Origin of the sequence: Marinobacterium profundum, from assembly GCF_001528745.1 — a bacterium.
GTDB lineage: Bacteria > Pseudomonadota > Gammaproteobacteria > Pseudomonadales > Balneatricaceae > Marinobacterium_A > Marinobacterium_A profundum.
The window spans coordinates 1-14,565 of sequence record NZ_BCNS01000195.1; the positions used below are offsets into that span (position 1 = coordinate 1).

Here is a 14,565-nt window from a genome sequence, read left to right on the forward strand (position 1 = left end):
CTCTGGTTGCACTTGCCGGAGTTGACCAGGGCCAGGTTTTCGTTAAAGCCGTTGGAGGACGCGCCTGGAGGACCGTAGTTGCCCAGCAGATCAACATAGAAGCTGACAGTATTTTTCCACTCCTGGCCGTCGAACTCAGGCTTCCACTGCTCATCGAACCAGCGTGCGCCAAAGGCATTGGCCATGGTGCTGACCAGCGCCATATTCTCGCCCCAGCCCGCCTTGCCGCGCAGACAGATACCGTACTGACCCTGATCCGGCTTGTGCAGCGCCTTGGCAAAGTCACGCACCTGCTCCCAGGTGGGCTGGTCCGGCATGGTCAGACCGGCCTCTTCAAACAGATCGGTGCGGTAATAGGTCATGGAACTTTCGGAATAGAATGGCAGGGCATAGAGGGTGCCATCGGCCGACAGACCGTTACGCACGGACGGGAAAATATCTTCCACATCATACTCAGCCGGCAGATTGCCCATGGGCGCCAGCCAGCCTTTCTTGCCCCAGATGGGCGCTTCATACATGCCGATGGTCATGACATCAAACTGACCGCCGCCGGTAGCGATATCGGTCGTCAGACGCTGACGCAGCACGTTCTCTTCCAGTACCACCCACTCCAGCTTGATATCCGGATGAGTTTCTTCAAAGGCAGTAGACAGCTCCTGCATGCGAATCATGTCGCCGTTGTTCACGGTGCCGATGGTCACAGTTGCAGCGTTGGCACCCAGGGATGCCAGGGCAATGGAGGATGCAAGCAGGGTAGGAATAAGACGTTGTTTCATTCAGTTACACTCCTGAGCTGATGCGCTGATCAGCTTTGTTATTATCTTTCTTGTTACCCTCCCCTGTACCTTCAATTGCTACAGCGAGGAGCGAGGGTAAGTCCATTACACGCCTGAGCGACGATCAAAACAAATGCATAAACTACTTAATTTATGTACTTTCTTGCACTTTCCTTATTTTAGCCTCGAATACAAAAAAGCTAATAAATAAAATAGATCCTTATTTATCAGTACTTTAAGTAAAAATCACACCAAAACCCACAGGGCAAAAGTGTACAGGTCGATCATGTCGGGGTAATCTGGCATCCGCACAGCACAGCACCGCCGGAGGCGATCAATCCATGCCCCAAAGCCCCGCCCGCAAGGCCGACCCTGCGTACGAGTTAATTACCCCTAATGAACATAGCTCGATTTTGTACCGCCAGCATGGTTTTCCCAACTCTTTAGTGCGTTGGCACTACCATCATGAATATGAGCTGCACCTGATCACACACAGCTCAGGCAAGGTATTTGTGGGTGACTACATCGGCAATTTCTACCCCGGCAACCTGATACTGACCGGCCCCAACCTGCCCCACAACTGGATCAGCCAGACCGACCAGGGTGAAACCTTCGATGAACGCGACAGAGTCGTTACCTTTACCGAGGAACTGATTCAGTCCGCCCGCGGGGTCTTTCCGGAGATCACCTCTCTGGATGCCCTGTTGCAGCGCTCAAGATTCGGCATTCAGTTTCAAGGCCCGGCACTGATCAGCCAGGTTAGCGCGCTGATGCAGGAAATATCGCAAACCGAAGGCCTCAAACGCTTGGCGGCCTTTTTGAGCTTAATGAGCCTGCTGGCGGAATCCGAGCAGTACGACCTGCTGTCGAGCGATCAGTACCAGCGCCTGGGCGGCGAGAAGAGTCAGCACAGGGTCAACCTGGCGGTGAATTACATTGTCGAGCACTACAAGCGGGATCTGAGCCTGGAAGAAGTCGCCGAGCATCTGGCCATGCAGCCAACTTATTTCTCGAAATTCTTCCGCCAGGCCACCGGCCGGCGTTTCGTGGAGTTCATCAACAGCCTGCGCATTACCAGAGCCTGTGATCTGCTGGCCCACAGCGACCTGCCCATCACCGGGATCTGCTTCGATGTGGGCTTCACCAATATTTCCAACTTCAACCGCCGTTTTCAGGCACTCAAGGGCATGACGCCCTCGGATTATCGCAAACTGACACCCCTGGGGCACTGACAAAAGCTATACGAGGGTGCGCCTGAAATTACAGCCGAATAAATGTGTGATCACTACTGGCCAGGGCTCAAGCGCCTGGCGCGGTGCGCGAGGATGCCCGCACCACCAGACTAGGTGCGGGGCCGGTGACGACCCTGCGCTTTACCTGGCCATTGATATGTTCGAACAGCAGGTCAATGGCCAGGACGGAAATCTCGTCCAGATGCAGATTGACCGCGGTGAGGGGCGGCTGGCAGCTCTGGGCCCGCAGGCCGTCGTAGCGGGTCACCACGCGGATATCCTCGGGCACACGCAGCCCCCTGGCCTGAATTTCCTTCACCACACCGACGGCAAAGGCATCCACAGGCGCACAGATCGCGTCTATGCCAGGGTGATTCTCCAGTAGCGCCCGGCATGCCTCGCGACCGGCGCTTTCGCCGCCGGCTTCTTCGGCGCGTACGATAATGACAGGCATCTCCCGCGCGCCGGCAAAATCCCGATACGCCTGCTCCATATCGACGTAGGAATGACGCGGCTGGGTGCCAATCAGCAAGGCGGTCTTCAGGGCCCCCTGCTCCGCCAAATGTTGCAGCAGAATGCGACCGGTCTCGTAGCCCTGCAGGTCGATATAGGGCAGGGCCTGATCCCCCTCCGGCTGGCGACCGATGGACACGACCTGTACGCCGCGACGCTGCAGCTGTGTGACATTGCGATCATGGGCCGCCGGCTCAATTACCACGGCGCCATCGATATCCAGCTCATCCAGCAACGCCTCTGCCGCATCCAGCGGCGGTACCAGCACCAGCGCCAGCCCCTGCCGCAGCGCAGCTTCCATGGCAGAACCCGCGATCTCCATCATGAAACCCAGCCGCGACGGGCCACCGGCCACGGAAAAGGGCATAGACGATACCAGCGCAATGGAGTTGGCCTTGCCGGTGCGCAATCGCTGCGCCCGCAGGTTGGGGCGGTAGCCCAGCTGCTGTGCGATTTGCTTCACCTTCTCCCGCGTTCGGGGATCAACCTGGCCACGATCATTCAGCGCATGGGAGACGGTGGTACGGGAAACGCCTGCCGCCCTGGCAACATCGGCAATGGTCAAACGGGACTGGGCCCGCGCGGGGGATTCAGACATGGGGCACTCGAACTCAGGCTGCACAGCGTCTGAGTATACTCAAAGCCACGGCTGTTCTAAATCGATTTGGAATCCCTGGGCCCCAGAAGAATTCGATACTCCCTCGCCTTGAAACAGAAGCAGTTGACAGAAGTTAGCAAGGGAGTTAGGTTTACCAAATCGATTTAGGCCACGACAAAATGCAACCCAAATCGATTTATGCATGCCTAGCCTTTAGGTTTCCGGGTTTCAGGACCCCGTATCTTCTTTTCTGCCGGAACGAGGTACGGGGAATTTTTTACCTCAACCCCAAATCGATTTGGCCAGTGCCCTGCAGCCACATGCTTTGATGCCTTAACGCCGACAATAAATACAAAGGAAAATCAAAATGCTAAACACAGATGCCGTGGGCAAGATCGCCCCCGTGGATGAAAAGCTGCCAATACGCACACTGCTGGCCTTCGGGTTGCAGCACGTGCTGGTCATGGCCGCCTCCCCCATCGCCTCGGTCTTCCTGATGTCCAGAATTCTGGGCTTCGATGCCGACCTCACCGCCAGCCTGCTCAGCGCCACCTTTCTGATCTGCGGCCTGGGCACCTTGCTGCAGTCCATTGGCTACGCGGGCTTTGGTTCCCGTCTGCCATTTATCATGCTGCCAGGGGGCGCCCCGATCATTCTGTTTATTCAGATTGCGCAGCAGTATGACGCCGCAACCGCATCGGGCGCGGTCATTCTGACCGGGCTCTTCTATTTTATTGTGCTGCCGGTGTTCAAGCGCCTGCTGAGGTTCTTCCCCTCCATGGTCATAGGCACCATGTTGCTGCTGGTCGGTGTCAACCTGGTAAAAATCCTGGGCCTGCTGATCGTCGGCAGAAACCCTGAAGCGGCTGATTTTGCCGATCCCGGCAATATCTTCCTGGCCTTTGTAACCATCGCACTGACGGTACTGATGGCGCGCTTTCTGACGGGCATATTCAAGCAGCTGGCCATTCTCGGCGGCCTGATCGGCGGCACCCTGATCGCCTTCCTGATCGGCGCCATGCATACCGAGAACTTCAGCCTGACACCCCTGGTCGGCGTACCCGAGGTACTGCCTTTTGGCATGCCCACCTTTGATATTATCGCCGCCCTGCCGCTGATGATTTTCTGCATGATCTCCATGGTGGAAGCCACCGGACAAACCGTGGCCATCAGCGAGGTGGTCGGCAAGGAACTCGACAAGGAACGCGACGTTGCCCGTACCATCCGCGGTGACGCCATTATTTCCTTTCTGGGCGGTTTCTTTGGTACCTCGCTGATCATCACCAGCGGCGAAAATATCGGCGTGGTGCAGGCAACCGGCATCCGCTCACGCTGGGTCACTGTGGCGGCCGGCTGCATGCTGATTGTCATTTCGTTTCTGGCCCCCTTTACCAGCGCGATTCAGGTCATCCCCGATGCCGTGATTGGCGGTACCGGGCTTGTGCTCTTTGCCATCGTTGGCGTTATGGGCATTGAAATGCTGCGCCGTACCAACCTGCGTGACAGCGCCAACATGTACATCGTCTCGGTTGCCCTGGCGGTGGGCCTGTTTCCCATCCTGGTGCCCGGTGCCTACAGCAACTTCCCGACCGGCATCGCCGCCTTCCTGGGCAACGGTGTCGCCGCCGGTGCCATTACGGCTGCGGTACTCAACGCGATCTTTCATCACACCCAGTCTGCGCCGCAGTCTGAACCTGAGCCTGCACCGCTGGACAAGAACATCCAGTCGCAGAACTGATCCCGCTCGAATACCCGCAGGTCCAGGGCACCGGCGGGACCCAGGTCCCGTCGGCGCCCGCTACATACTCTCAATGAACACACTGGTGGAATGCCAATGACAGCCCCCTACTCCCCCGACAGTTTTAACGCGCCTAAACAGATTCTGGCCCCCGAGTGGCTTCTGCTCAGGGACAAGCCGGTACAGGGTCAGGCCCTCCTCGTCAGCCAAGGGAACATCAGCGCCGTCGGCAGCGTCGCCGAGCTGCAGCGTCAGGCGCCCGGTGTGCCGCTGCTGCCCTTGCCTGGCCGCCTGATCATGCCCGGTTTTATCGATACCCATCACCACCTGACCCAGGCCTTTGGCAAGGCGCTGGTGTTTGGTGAACCGTCGGAGATATTTCGCCGTGTCTGGGTGCCACTGGAGGCCAGCCTCGATGAAAACTTCCTCTATCTGAGCAGCAAGCTGGCGGCACTGGAAGCCCTGCGCGGCGGCTTTACCACCGTCTGCGATGCCGGCACCCGCTCGGCCGCAGCCTTGAGCAGCATTGCCCGCGCCACCGAGGAAGCCGGCATTCGCTGCGTGCTTGGCATGGTCTGCAATGACAAGCAGGGCACGACCCTGCTGGACAAAAACAGCATCCTCGCCAGGGCCGACCAGCATATCAGTGCCTGGCAAGGGTCCGGCCAGCTGGTCAGCCCCTCCCTGGCCATTCCCATACCCGAGATTGCAACGGACGAGATGCTGCGCGCCGTTTCATCCCTGTGCCGTGAAGCCGGCATCATCTTTCAGACCCATGCCAATGAACACCTGGTGGCGGTTGAACGCTCACTGGAGCAGCGCGGCCAGCGCCCCGTTGAACATCTGTACCACGCCGGCGCTCTGGGCCCCCAGACACTGCTGGCCCACGCCACTCTGCTGACACCGACTGAAATCCGCATGATTCAGCAGACCGATACCGCTGTCTCCTACAACCCGGTAGCCAGTGCCTGGAAAGGCAATGCCGTGGCCCACGCCGAACTGATGCACGCCTTCAATATCCGCCTGGGACTGGGCACCGATGGCACCCGCAGTGATGGCTTTCGCCTGATGGATTACGCCGAGGCCGCCCAGCGCTTTGCCTTCGGCATGGCCGCCGGCGACTCATCCTGCGGCGGTGGCTGGCCCTGGCTGGAGAAGGCCACTCTGGGCGGCGCCGACGTACTCGGACTGGGCCGCAAAACCGGCGAAATTGCCGCCGGCCGGGCGGCCGACTTCCTGCTGATCGATCTGGAGGTTCCGGAGATGGTGCCATCCTGGGATCTGAGCTGGGAGCTGGTGCGCCTGGCCAACCGCGACCAGATCGAGGGGGTCTTTGTCGATGGCAAACTGCGGCTATGGCAGGGCTGGCCACTGGACTGGGATGCCCGGGCGCTGATGCGCCAGGTCAGCGCAGAAGCCAAAGCCGGTGTTGCCGGCGCCCCGATCCAGAAAATCCACAGCTTCTCGGATCAGCACCGGCAACAGCATGCCGAGCGCAGCCGCCAGAGCCCGGGCAGCCAAGGCCCAGCGGATACCCTTGTCGCAGCATGCAGCGGCTGATACTCACATGCTTTCCTCAATCTGCAACACAGGATAAATGCCCCCTATGAACCCGGACATTTTTGGCTGGCTGGCGCTGGCGGTGGCCAGCGGCGCCTTTATACAGGGCAGCACCGGCATGGGCTTTGCGCTTATCGTCGCCCCGGTGCTGGGCATACTGCAGCCCTCGCTATTGCCGGTCGGCCTGCTGGTACTGATGCTGCCCCTTAATGCCGCCGTTGCCTGGCGCGAACGCGATGCCATTGACCTGATGGGCACCAAGTGGATAACGCTGGGGCGGGTGCTGGGGACCTTTGGCGGTCTCTGGGTGCTGATCGTACTGCCACTCAATTACCTGAACATTCTGATCGGTGTTTCAACCATTGCCGCCTCGGTCGCCACCTGGCTGGCACCTGTTTTTTCCCCCGGCAAGCGGGCTTTCGTCTCCACCGGCGTGATCACCGGTATCACCGAAACGGCAACCGGCATTGGTGGCCCGCCGCTGGCGCTGGTGTACCAGCATATGCCGGTGGCGACGCTGCGGGCCTCGGTCGCGCTTTGCTTTCTTATCGGTGAAATTGTTTCCCTGGCGGTACTGGCTGGCAGCGGCCACCTGGAATCCAACCGCATCACCCCCATGCTCTGGCTGCTACCTGCCCTGCTGGCCGGCATGCTGCTGAGTCATTGGGTACACAAATCCATCAACGGCCGTTTTCTGCGCAACTTCGTCATGCTGTTTGCGATCACTTCGGGCTTTTTTGTACTGCTGAATTAGGCCAGTACATCACTGGCTCCCCCGCCGGGGAAGCCAGTGATGTACTCAGGGCACCGCCCTGAAACGCAATCTTCCTCCCTCGCCTTCAAGCCCCAGCAACAGCTCACCGCCTTCGACGCTAAAGCTTTCCACCGTCTCCAATGCCTGGCCGAAATCCGAATCCAGCGAGCCCAGTACGCAGGCCATCATGGTCGTGACGACGGAACCGATTTTTAGCCTGCCGTCGCTACCCCCGGTCATAATCGAACTGCCGGGATCAAAAGCCCTTCTCCTGCACCACGCAACTGTGCTGCGCATAACCACCCGCCAGCGCAATGACTGCTGCCTGAAACAGGAAAACAGCCGTTACGGGTAACAAAACCGTTATTGCTGGATGTAAGGCCGTGCGTGCAGTCGTTGTGTTACCGCCCGAAAGCGAAGATTCGCCGGACTGACCGATCATCACAGAGGTAACCGGCCAAAGGTAGCTTGGCGGTGAGTGCATTAGTGCTTGACTGAATGCCCCTAACGACCCAAAGCGGACATTGCTTCTTCTTGAGCCGTAACGAACATTGGTGAGCTGAAAAATAAGTATAATGTCCCCTGAATTCACACACACGGTCGCTCGCCTCTAGGCCAACCAAGTTCTATAATTAAAATTTATTTTCTTGGGCTCAATTAACTTAAAAATATGGGCTACATGCAAAACAAGTTTTATAACAATGGATAATCTATGAAAAATTTTAATAGATCTGATGAGGAATGGAGTCAGTCTGAATATAGAATTCTAAAAATGGAGTTTTATAGTGGACTGCCTATCTCGGAAATATCTGATAGGCACCTTAGAAGCTATAGTTCAATTATTTTACAATTACATAATTTAAAATGTTTACCATGGTTTCTTATACACAAAGACAATAAATATGATTATTCAAAAAATCAAATCGTATGTAAAGCATTCAAACTAGGCATATCAATTGATGAAATTAGCCAACTAGAACATATTTCATACTATCGAACTTTCTTGATATTAAGTTTCAATGGCCTGTTGGATAGTTATGTCGATGAAAAATTCAGCAGTTTCTATGAATTTAACAATATTAATATTTTTGATTCGTTAAATTTCTTTCAGGGTGTTTTTCGAGATATAGAAAACTTGAATAAAGTTAATGTAAATGAAATCGAATCATATCTCCCAAGTAATTTCAAAGGGTTGACGATTAAGGATAGAATGTTCTGGAATGAATATATAAACAACGAAGATAAGGATTGGTTTTTAACTGATCCTTTTGGACAAGATCTCTATGGAGATGAAGTAAACTATCAGGAAAGAGTTGTAGCTCTATATTATGGAAAAAGAGACATTGATAGTATGAAGGATGTATGCTGGGTTTTTTATTGGAATGGTTTTGTATATCCTTATAATCCAATTAGGTATTATGATGTAGATTTTGATTTGATGATGTCAAAAATAACACCTTCAAACCAGCTAGAGGATAGGCTAGTCGGTATTTTTAGGGACAAATTAGAACCGGAAAGTGTAATAGAGTATATAAGATATAGCTATATATTAGGATGGAGGGACTCGTTTTCATCAAACTTTAAGTCTTTTGACTCTTGGTTAAACGAAATTACTAGATATGCTTTAAAAGTATCTATAGATTTAGAAGAAAAAGCAAGCATCCCCGGTGAGCAGTATTTAAGTTTTTTGAGTTTTAATAGTGCTGTATTGGAGCTTTTCAAAGGAACTATAGTGGACGATTTGACGCAAAAAAAAATTAGCAGTAGTTTGGAAAGAATTCAGTCAAAATATAATTTGCGATCGGAAATTTATATTCAATTGCCGCCCCCTAGGCTTAATCCAGCTTCTTTTTAGTAATGCCTATGTGGAGTTGACTGTTATCCTAAGTAGAAAGGCGGATTGTACGGTCTGTAGGGCTATGGCTGGTAAGCATTGATGGGGTCTGCTCACGAAAAATGGTGATCGTCTATGGGCGACCGAATGGCAATTCGGACAGAGCGGAGCAAGGTCCGTTTTCAACTCCAAAAAATTGTAGTTCTCAGGAATATCGATTTCCCGCCATACCTCTGGGATTCTATTTTTTAGAGAAATTCTAAACCAATATATTTTCTGATATGTGTAACTTATTTGAGCCTCTGCATGTTTCTATTTACTCTACTAGTGGCATGTACCGCACTGCAGCTTGTTAAATTTCATTTGGCTTGAACAATGGTAATTTACTAAGCGAAATTCCGGGAACAATATACCTAATTCTCAGCTCATTAATGTCTGCTTTAGTGCCGTTAGCGACCGTATCGGTCACATGTGCCAGGCGGCGATTAGTAATGTCACTTGCGGGGTTGCTGCTGATAAACGCGCTCTCGAAAACGGTCGTTTATGAGAACACCGCGTACCGGTTCAATAGGAGGGAAAGCAAGGCGGCTAGAGATGTTGAAAACACGCCAGCAGCCTACCGCTCAGCTCATTGCTTCGGTGACTTCCACACACTTTGAAGCTGGCATGAAAAGCCGTGTTATGCCGTCATCCATCTCGATTTCTTCAAAGCCGTAACTCAAATAGAAACCAGCTGCGCCATCCTTTGGGTCGACTACCAACCCAATTACAGGCGCCAGCCGTGGGTCGGCTGAGAGGTAAGCCGTATCTCGCATGGCCGCTAGTAGCAGTTGCTCACCGATCCGTTTACCTTGGTGGGATCGATTAACGGCCATACGGCCCAGGAGGAGGGCTGGTGCCCCTTGTTTTGGATATTTTTCGAGGCCATGCAGCATAGTATTGGCTATCGAGTAATAGCCAATCACTGTAGCCGGGTCATCAGGGGACACCAGCACCTTGGTTCGCGACAGGTTGCGCTTTGCTGCAGAGACAGCCTGGGTGCAAAGCCACTTGTTAAGGTGGTCGACGCCGCAGTCGAACGCCTCTCGATTGTGGACAGCCTTGTTCAGTGGCTGTAGTTCAAGTGGAGTAGAAACCGCCATGTTCTTTGAGTCTCCGTGCCGCGTTTCGCAGCTTTGAATTGATCGGAGACGGATTCTCCAGTGCTTGCATGATCTGCTCTTGCCCTCGTGCAGACAGCGTGAACTCTTCGTGAGCTGAGATCACAGCTCTGGCACGCTGGATGGCGCACTCGCGCAAGAAATCGGATACCGAAACCCCGGAAATATCCGCCGCATCTTGTACTAGCTCAATCACCTCAGCAGAGGCTCTGGTTACGAGTCTCTGAGGGGCGTGTTGTGTAGTCGCCATTACAAAATCACCTTTCCTTCTTTCATGTGTGTTGCCGGACGGCTAAACAGGCCGTCAGCGCGTAGACAGGGCGTTACCTTAATCACCGGCCCTATCTGTATGCCAGAATGGCACACAATGTGTCTAGGGTCAAATTTGTGTGCCATTCTGGCATACATCATGTTCAGGCGGGCGGGATGGTGGGTGGGGCGTTGGATAGCAGAGGTGGGAGCCGCCGAACATTTGTCACATAATAATCAGATTCACTCCTTTGTAGGTCTTACAATAAATAACGGGTTAAGTGACAATTTTTCACCAAAAGACTACTATGCCGAAGAATGTCACATAATCGAACGTTTATATTACAGAGGCTTTCATGCAGATCGGTTACATGTGGGTGTCCAAGGCGGACGGTTCTCAGGCAATGGACTTGCAACACGACGCGTTGATCGCCGCCGGACTAGCAGCTAATCATCTCTATGAGGATATGGCCTCAGGGCGGAGGGATGACCGGCCAGGTTTAGCTGCGTGCTTGAAAGCCCTCCGGGAAGGTGACACGTTGGTGGTTTGGAAGCTTGATCGGCTTGGACGAGACCTACGCCATTTGATCAACACCGTTCATGACCTCACAGCTCGAGGCGTCGGATTAAAAGTGCTGACCGGTCACGGTGCAGCCATCGATACCACCACTGCGGCGGGCAAGCTGGTATTCGGGATCTTCGCGGCGCTGGCCGAGTTCGAGCGAGAGCTGATTTCCGAGCGAACGGTCGCCGGGCTCGCCTCGGCGCGCGCTCGCGGCAGGAAAGGGGGGCGCCCCTTCAAGATGACCGCCGCCAAGCTACGCCTGGCGATGGCCAGCATGGGGCAACCGGAAACCAAAGTCGGCGATCTTTGCGAAGAACTAGGGATTACCCGGCAGACGCTATACCGGCATGTGTCGCCTAAGGGCGAACTGCGGCCAGACGGAATAAAGCTGCTCTCCCGCGGTTCAGCCGCATAAATAGAGGCGACCTGGAACGGGGCGCTGTTCAGTGCGGCAACGATCCGATTGTCGGTATCGACCCAAAGCAGACAAAAGTTAAGTATACTGCACCCTGAATTCCGGCCATGGACCAAAAGGGAAGACATAGATGGAATTAGGTATACTGTCCCCGAAACTACACGAAACTCAAAATTGCGTCTATCTATTAAGTCCTGAAAGAGTTTTCAAAGGCAGCGGAGCTCAACGAATAAATATTTTAATACGCTGCGAAAACATAAAAATATAAATTGACTTCTCATTGCGGGCCGCATAGAAGAAATAATTATAAATACGGAGATGCTAAAATGGAAATTATTTTAATTATTGCCTTTATCGCTTTTGTCGCATTTTTGATCGGAAAAGGACAAGGCAAGCCTTATCAAGAAGTTAAAAATATGACTGATGGAGAATTGCTTGTTTATAAAAAGCAATTCGAAGATAGGGCCTCATTAGCATTAAAAACTGGAAAAATGCAGAAGTATAACGAGCTCTTTTCACGAATTAAGGATTTCGAACAAGAAATAGATAAACGTTTTGGTTCTACATCAGCCCCTTCTGAAGAAGAAACGGCGGGATTTCTCATTGGTCGCCATATCGAAATGATGGCGGAGCTTATGGATAAAAGAGGCTTAACAGAAGAAGAAGCTTCAAACATCCTTCAAGAAAGATACGAATCACTAGTCATGAAAAATATCAATGACGGGTTCGATAAAGACCGGGCAGCAGAGAAGGCGTTAGAAGAAGTATATAATTTCGTCAAAGAAGCGTAATCCTTACTCAATTATGGCTGATAATGGGAATTCCGGGGACAGATACCTATTTCCCAGCTCATCTAGGTCCGCTTTGTGCCGTTAGCCGACGTAGAGTGAAACGGTGCAGTTCGCTCCGATCTACCGTAAACCGCTCCTGCGTTTACAGCATCCATGGTGGTCAGTACACCCTATGTCTGATGCTGCCACCCGGGTCCCGTTAGAAGCCGGCGAGCACTGGACCTATTTTTCGATCAGGCCCGTCAGGGGCGAGGCATGGATGCCGAGCCGTCGATGCGGCACAAGGATGTGACATTTCTCATCTTGAAAGCCGGTGTCCGGAAAATCGGTCCAGCGCGCAGCGAAAAGGCTTCTGCGGGCGCATTCTTCAAGGTAAAGAGCCTTTGCTTACTTTTCTTTCGCGCGAGCAAAGAAAGTAACGCGCCAAAAGGCGAAACCAGGATTATCCGACAACAGAAAAGCTCCAATAACTCGACAACTTCGAAAGAAGTCAGTGCAACCCCGCTGTTGGGTTACGATCCTTCGGATCTTCAACCTACAAACTATTTTTCGATCAGGCCCGGCAGGGGCGAGGCATGGATGCCGAGCCAATGCCTGCACCCGGCCCTGGCTCAACATCACCGACCCGCCGATATAACAGAACGGCCTGCTACCCCTTATGGAGCCGGCGAGCACTGAGGGCATTGTGCGATCAGGCCCGCAGGGGCGATACAGGGACTGTATCGCCGCCGATTAGCACATGGATGTGCGTTAGCGGCGCCCGCAGAATGACTTCAGAGCGCAGCGCAAAGGCTTCACTGGGGCTGTACGTATCAACCACATAGGTTACAAAGAATATAACCCACATAGGTTACACTTTTATCGTTAAATACCGAGCCGATTTTTCCTTCATCGTGCGAATATCAAATCCTCCCAGTCGGATAGGCCCGAAGTACAGATCCCAGATACCATCGGCCACTTCCTCAAGCCCGACCTGCTCGCCCGCCAGTAAATACGCCACATAGACCTGACAGCCACGCCAGTAGACAACCCCACTCGGCTGCACCTTTTTCACGTCGAAGTAACTCGGATAATGCAGCGGTGGCAGGCGACTGGGATAGGGCCGCGGCGAGGGTGTATAGACGCAATCAGGCATTGTTTGCTGCAGCGCTTCATGCGGGCGCTCGCAATTGTAGAAGTGCCTGAATCGGTCCAAGTCCTGTTGCTGGTCGACCATGTTTGCCGCCGGTGCCGGCAGTACCCATTCTTTCAGGGTTCTGTGCATGCGCTCATGCTGGCCATTCTGTTGCGGCTTCCCGGGCTCAATGCGCTCGGGCAGGATACCCAGGTGAAGCCACCAAATCGACAGCTTGGATAACCCGCCTCTGGCGACCGTCGCGAAAGGGACGCCATTATCAGAGCGGATGCGTGACGGTAAACCAAACTCTTTGAAAAGACGGACAAAAACAGGCTTGCTCAGCGCAAAGCGCGTGCTTACAAGTCCCTGGCACCCCAGCAAATATCGGCTGCTATGGTCCATCACTGTCAACGGATAACACCAGCGCCCGTCCTGCATTTTGAACTGCCCTTTGAAGTCGACGCTCCACACCTCGTTGGGGTCCTGGACATCGGCGAAAGGATGCCGTGAGGCGGGTACTCGCTGACGCCGCCGTTTGGGTTTGATGAGCCCGGCCTTGCGCAGAATATTGTAAACGGTGGTCGTTGAGGGCAACTCCTCGGGTGGGAACTGCTCTTCCAGCAACTTAAGCAGCTTCTTGGGACCGAGTCGTACGCGGAACTTCCGGCGCAGGCTGATAATCGCCTCGCGGATAGCATAGGGCGTTTTACCGCTTATCTGTAACGGTGCCCGGCTTTGGCTCTCCAGGCCACCCAGGCCCTGTTCTCGGTAGCGAGAAGTCCACTTATACCCGGTCTTTCGGCTGATACCGTAGCGCGCACAGAGCGCCGTCATGGTGATGCCACCACGCAGATAATCCGCCATAAAAAGCACTTTCTGATCCATAGGACACATCTCCAGCCACGGCATAGGCACCTCCTCGTCGACGCTTAAAGCCTAGAGAAGTGTTACCCATGTTATTGAACTGAACTGTTACCTATGTGGGTTAACCGTACCGTCGTGCTTTCTTTGGTTACTTTCTTTGCACGAGCAAAGAAAGTAACGCGACCAGGAGGTCGTAACAGGGATTATCAGAAAGTCACCGTAGTTGGCTGTTTTGCAAATTCCTGCGAAGGATGCCCCTCCCTCCTATTCGATTACCAAAACCAAGTAGTTTGAGTCTTGTCGGACGGCCTCAGGCGGGGCCTGTGGCCACAGGACGCAGCGGATCCTGAATCCATTCGCCCCAGGCACCCGGACAAACCCCGGAGCCATCAAGGACCG

16 protein-coding genes are annotated in these 14,565 nt (G+C 53.7%); 8 read left to right on the forward strand and 8 right to left on the reverse strand.

Annotated elements, in window-relative coordinates:
- On the reverse strand, nt 1–776 hold a 776-nt coding region (locus tag MPRO_RS21750), incomplete at its 3' end, for an ABC transporter substrate-binding protein (RefSeq protein WP_158651913.1).
- 341 nt (nt 777–1,117) lie between these two features.
- Here MPRO_RS21750 and MPRO_RS21755 point away from each other — a divergent pair.
- Nucleotides 1,118–2,008: an AraC family transcriptional regulator gene (locus tag MPRO_RS21755; protein ID WP_067298274.1), complete on the forward strand. Its 891-nt coding sequence runs from the start codon at nt 1,118–1,120 to the stop codon at nt 2,006–2,008.
- 67 nt (nt 2,009–2,075) lie between these two features.
- Here MPRO_RS21755 and MPRO_RS21760 read toward each other — a convergent pair whose 3' ends face one another.
- The gene (locus tag MPRO_RS21760) at nt 2,076–3,119 is read right to left on the reverse strand and encodes a LacI family DNA-binding transcriptional regulator (RefSeq protein ID WP_067298276.1); all 1,044 of its coding nucleotides are present in this window, start codon (nt 3,117–3,119) and stop codon (nt 2,076–2,078) included.
- Nucleotides 3,120–3,486: 367 nt separating this feature from the next.
- Between MPRO_RS21760 and MPRO_RS21765 the strand changes: the two genes are divergently transcribed.
- From MPRO_RS21765 to MPRO_RS21775, 3 genes are all read left to right on the forward strand, one after another.
- Nucleotides 3,487–4,857: a uracil-xanthine permease family protein gene (locus MPRO_RS21765; protein ID WP_067298278.1), complete on the forward strand. Its 1,371-nt coding sequence runs from the start codon at nt 3,487–3,489 to the stop codon at nt 4,855–4,857.
- A 96-nt stretch (nt 4,858–4,953) separates the two neighbouring features.
- Nucleotides 4,954–6,417, forward strand: coding sequence for an amidohydrolase family protein (locus MPRO_RS21770; protein WP_067298280.1), 1,464 nt, complete (start codon nt 4,954–4,956; stop codon nt 6,415–6,417).
- Between the two features lie 46 nt (nt 6,418–6,463).
- The gene (locus tag MPRO_RS21775) at nt 6,464–7,171 is read left to right on the forward strand and encodes a sulfite exporter TauE/SafE family protein (RefSeq protein ID WP_067298282.1); all 708 of its coding nucleotides are present in this window, start codon (nt 6,464–6,466) and stop codon (nt 7,169–7,171) included.
- Nucleotides 7,172–7,216: 45 nt separating this feature from the next.
- Here the strand turns inward: MPRO_RS21775 and MPRO_RS25335 are convergent, their stop codons facing one another.
- Nucleotides 7,217–7,411, reverse strand: coding sequence for an META domain-containing protein (locus MPRO_RS25335; protein WP_158651914.1), 195 nt, complete (start codon nt 7,409–7,411; stop codon nt 7,217–7,219).
- A 16-nt stretch (nt 7,412–7,427) separates the two neighbouring features.
- Nucleotides 7,428–7,616 (reverse strand): hypothetical protein, encoded by a 189-nt coding sequence (locus tag MPRO_RS26035; protein ID WP_158651915.1) that lies wholly within the window; start codon nt 7,614–7,616, stop codon nt 7,428–7,430.
- Between the two features lie 267 nt (nt 7,617–7,883).
- Here MPRO_RS26035 and MPRO_RS21780 point away from each other — a divergent pair, with 267 nt between their 5' ends.
- Entirely contained in the window at nt 7,884–9,026 is a 1,143-nt protein-coding gene (locus tag MPRO_RS21780) for a hypothetical protein (RefSeq protein WP_067298284.1), read from the forward strand.
- A gap of 602 nt (nt 9,027–9,628) precedes the next feature.
- Here the strand turns inward: MPRO_RS21780 and MPRO_RS21785 are convergent.
- On the reverse strand, nt 9,629–10,147 hold the full coding sequence (locus tag MPRO_RS21785; protein ID WP_067298286.1) for a GNAT family N-acetyltransferase: 519 nt from the start codon (nt 10,145–10,147) through the stop codon (nt 9,629–9,631).
- The gene (locus MPRO_RS26610; RefSeq protein WP_067298288.1) at nt 10,125–10,415 is read right to left on the reverse strand and encodes a type II toxin-antitoxin system TacA family antitoxin; all 291 of its coding nucleotides are present in this window, start codon (nt 10,413–10,415) and stop codon (nt 10,125–10,127) included. The genes MPRO_RS21785 and MPRO_RS26610 overlap by 23 nt, the downstream gene beginning before the upstream one ends.
- 355 nt (nt 10,416–10,770) lie before the next feature.
- Between MPRO_RS26610 and MPRO_RS21795 the strand changes: the two genes are divergently transcribed.
- From MPRO_RS21795 to MPRO_RS21805, 3 genes are all read left to right on the forward strand, one after another.
- Complete coding sequence (locus MPRO_RS21795; RefSeq protein ID WP_067298291.1) at nt 10,771–11,394, forward strand: recombinase family protein; 624 nt, start codon at nt 10,771–10,773, stop codon at nt 11,392–11,394.
- A gap of 326 nt (nt 11,395–11,720) precedes the next feature.
- Nucleotides 11,721–12,185 (forward strand): hypothetical protein, encoded by a 465-nt coding sequence (locus MPRO_RS21800; protein WP_067298292.1) that lies wholly within the window; start codon nt 11,721–11,723, stop codon nt 12,183–12,185.
- 255 nt (nt 12,186–12,440) lie between these two features.
- Nucleotides 12,441–12,863: a hypothetical protein gene (locus tag MPRO_RS21805; RefSeq protein WP_067298294.1), complete on the forward strand. Its 423-nt coding sequence runs from the start codon at nt 12,441–12,443 to the stop codon at nt 12,861–12,863.
- A gap of 13 nt (nt 12,864–12,876) precedes the next feature.
- On the opposite strand, the gene MPRO_RS26040 is transcribed toward MPRO_RS21805, so the two are convergent.
- Both MPRO_RS26040 and MPRO_RS21810 read right to left on the reverse strand, forming a co-directional pair.
- Complete coding sequence (locus tag MPRO_RS26040) at nt 12,877–13,032, reverse strand: hypothetical protein (RefSeq protein ID WP_158651916.1); 156 nt, start codon at nt 13,030–13,032, stop codon at nt 12,877–12,879.
- Nucleotides 13,033–13,035: 3 nt separating this feature from the next.
- Complete coding sequence (locus tag MPRO_RS21810; RefSeq protein ID WP_216821352.1) at nt 13,036–14,166, reverse strand: integrase core domain-containing protein; 1,131 nt, start codon at nt 14,164–14,166, stop codon at nt 13,036–13,038.
- Between the last annotated feature and the right edge of the window lie 399 nt (nt 14,167–14,565).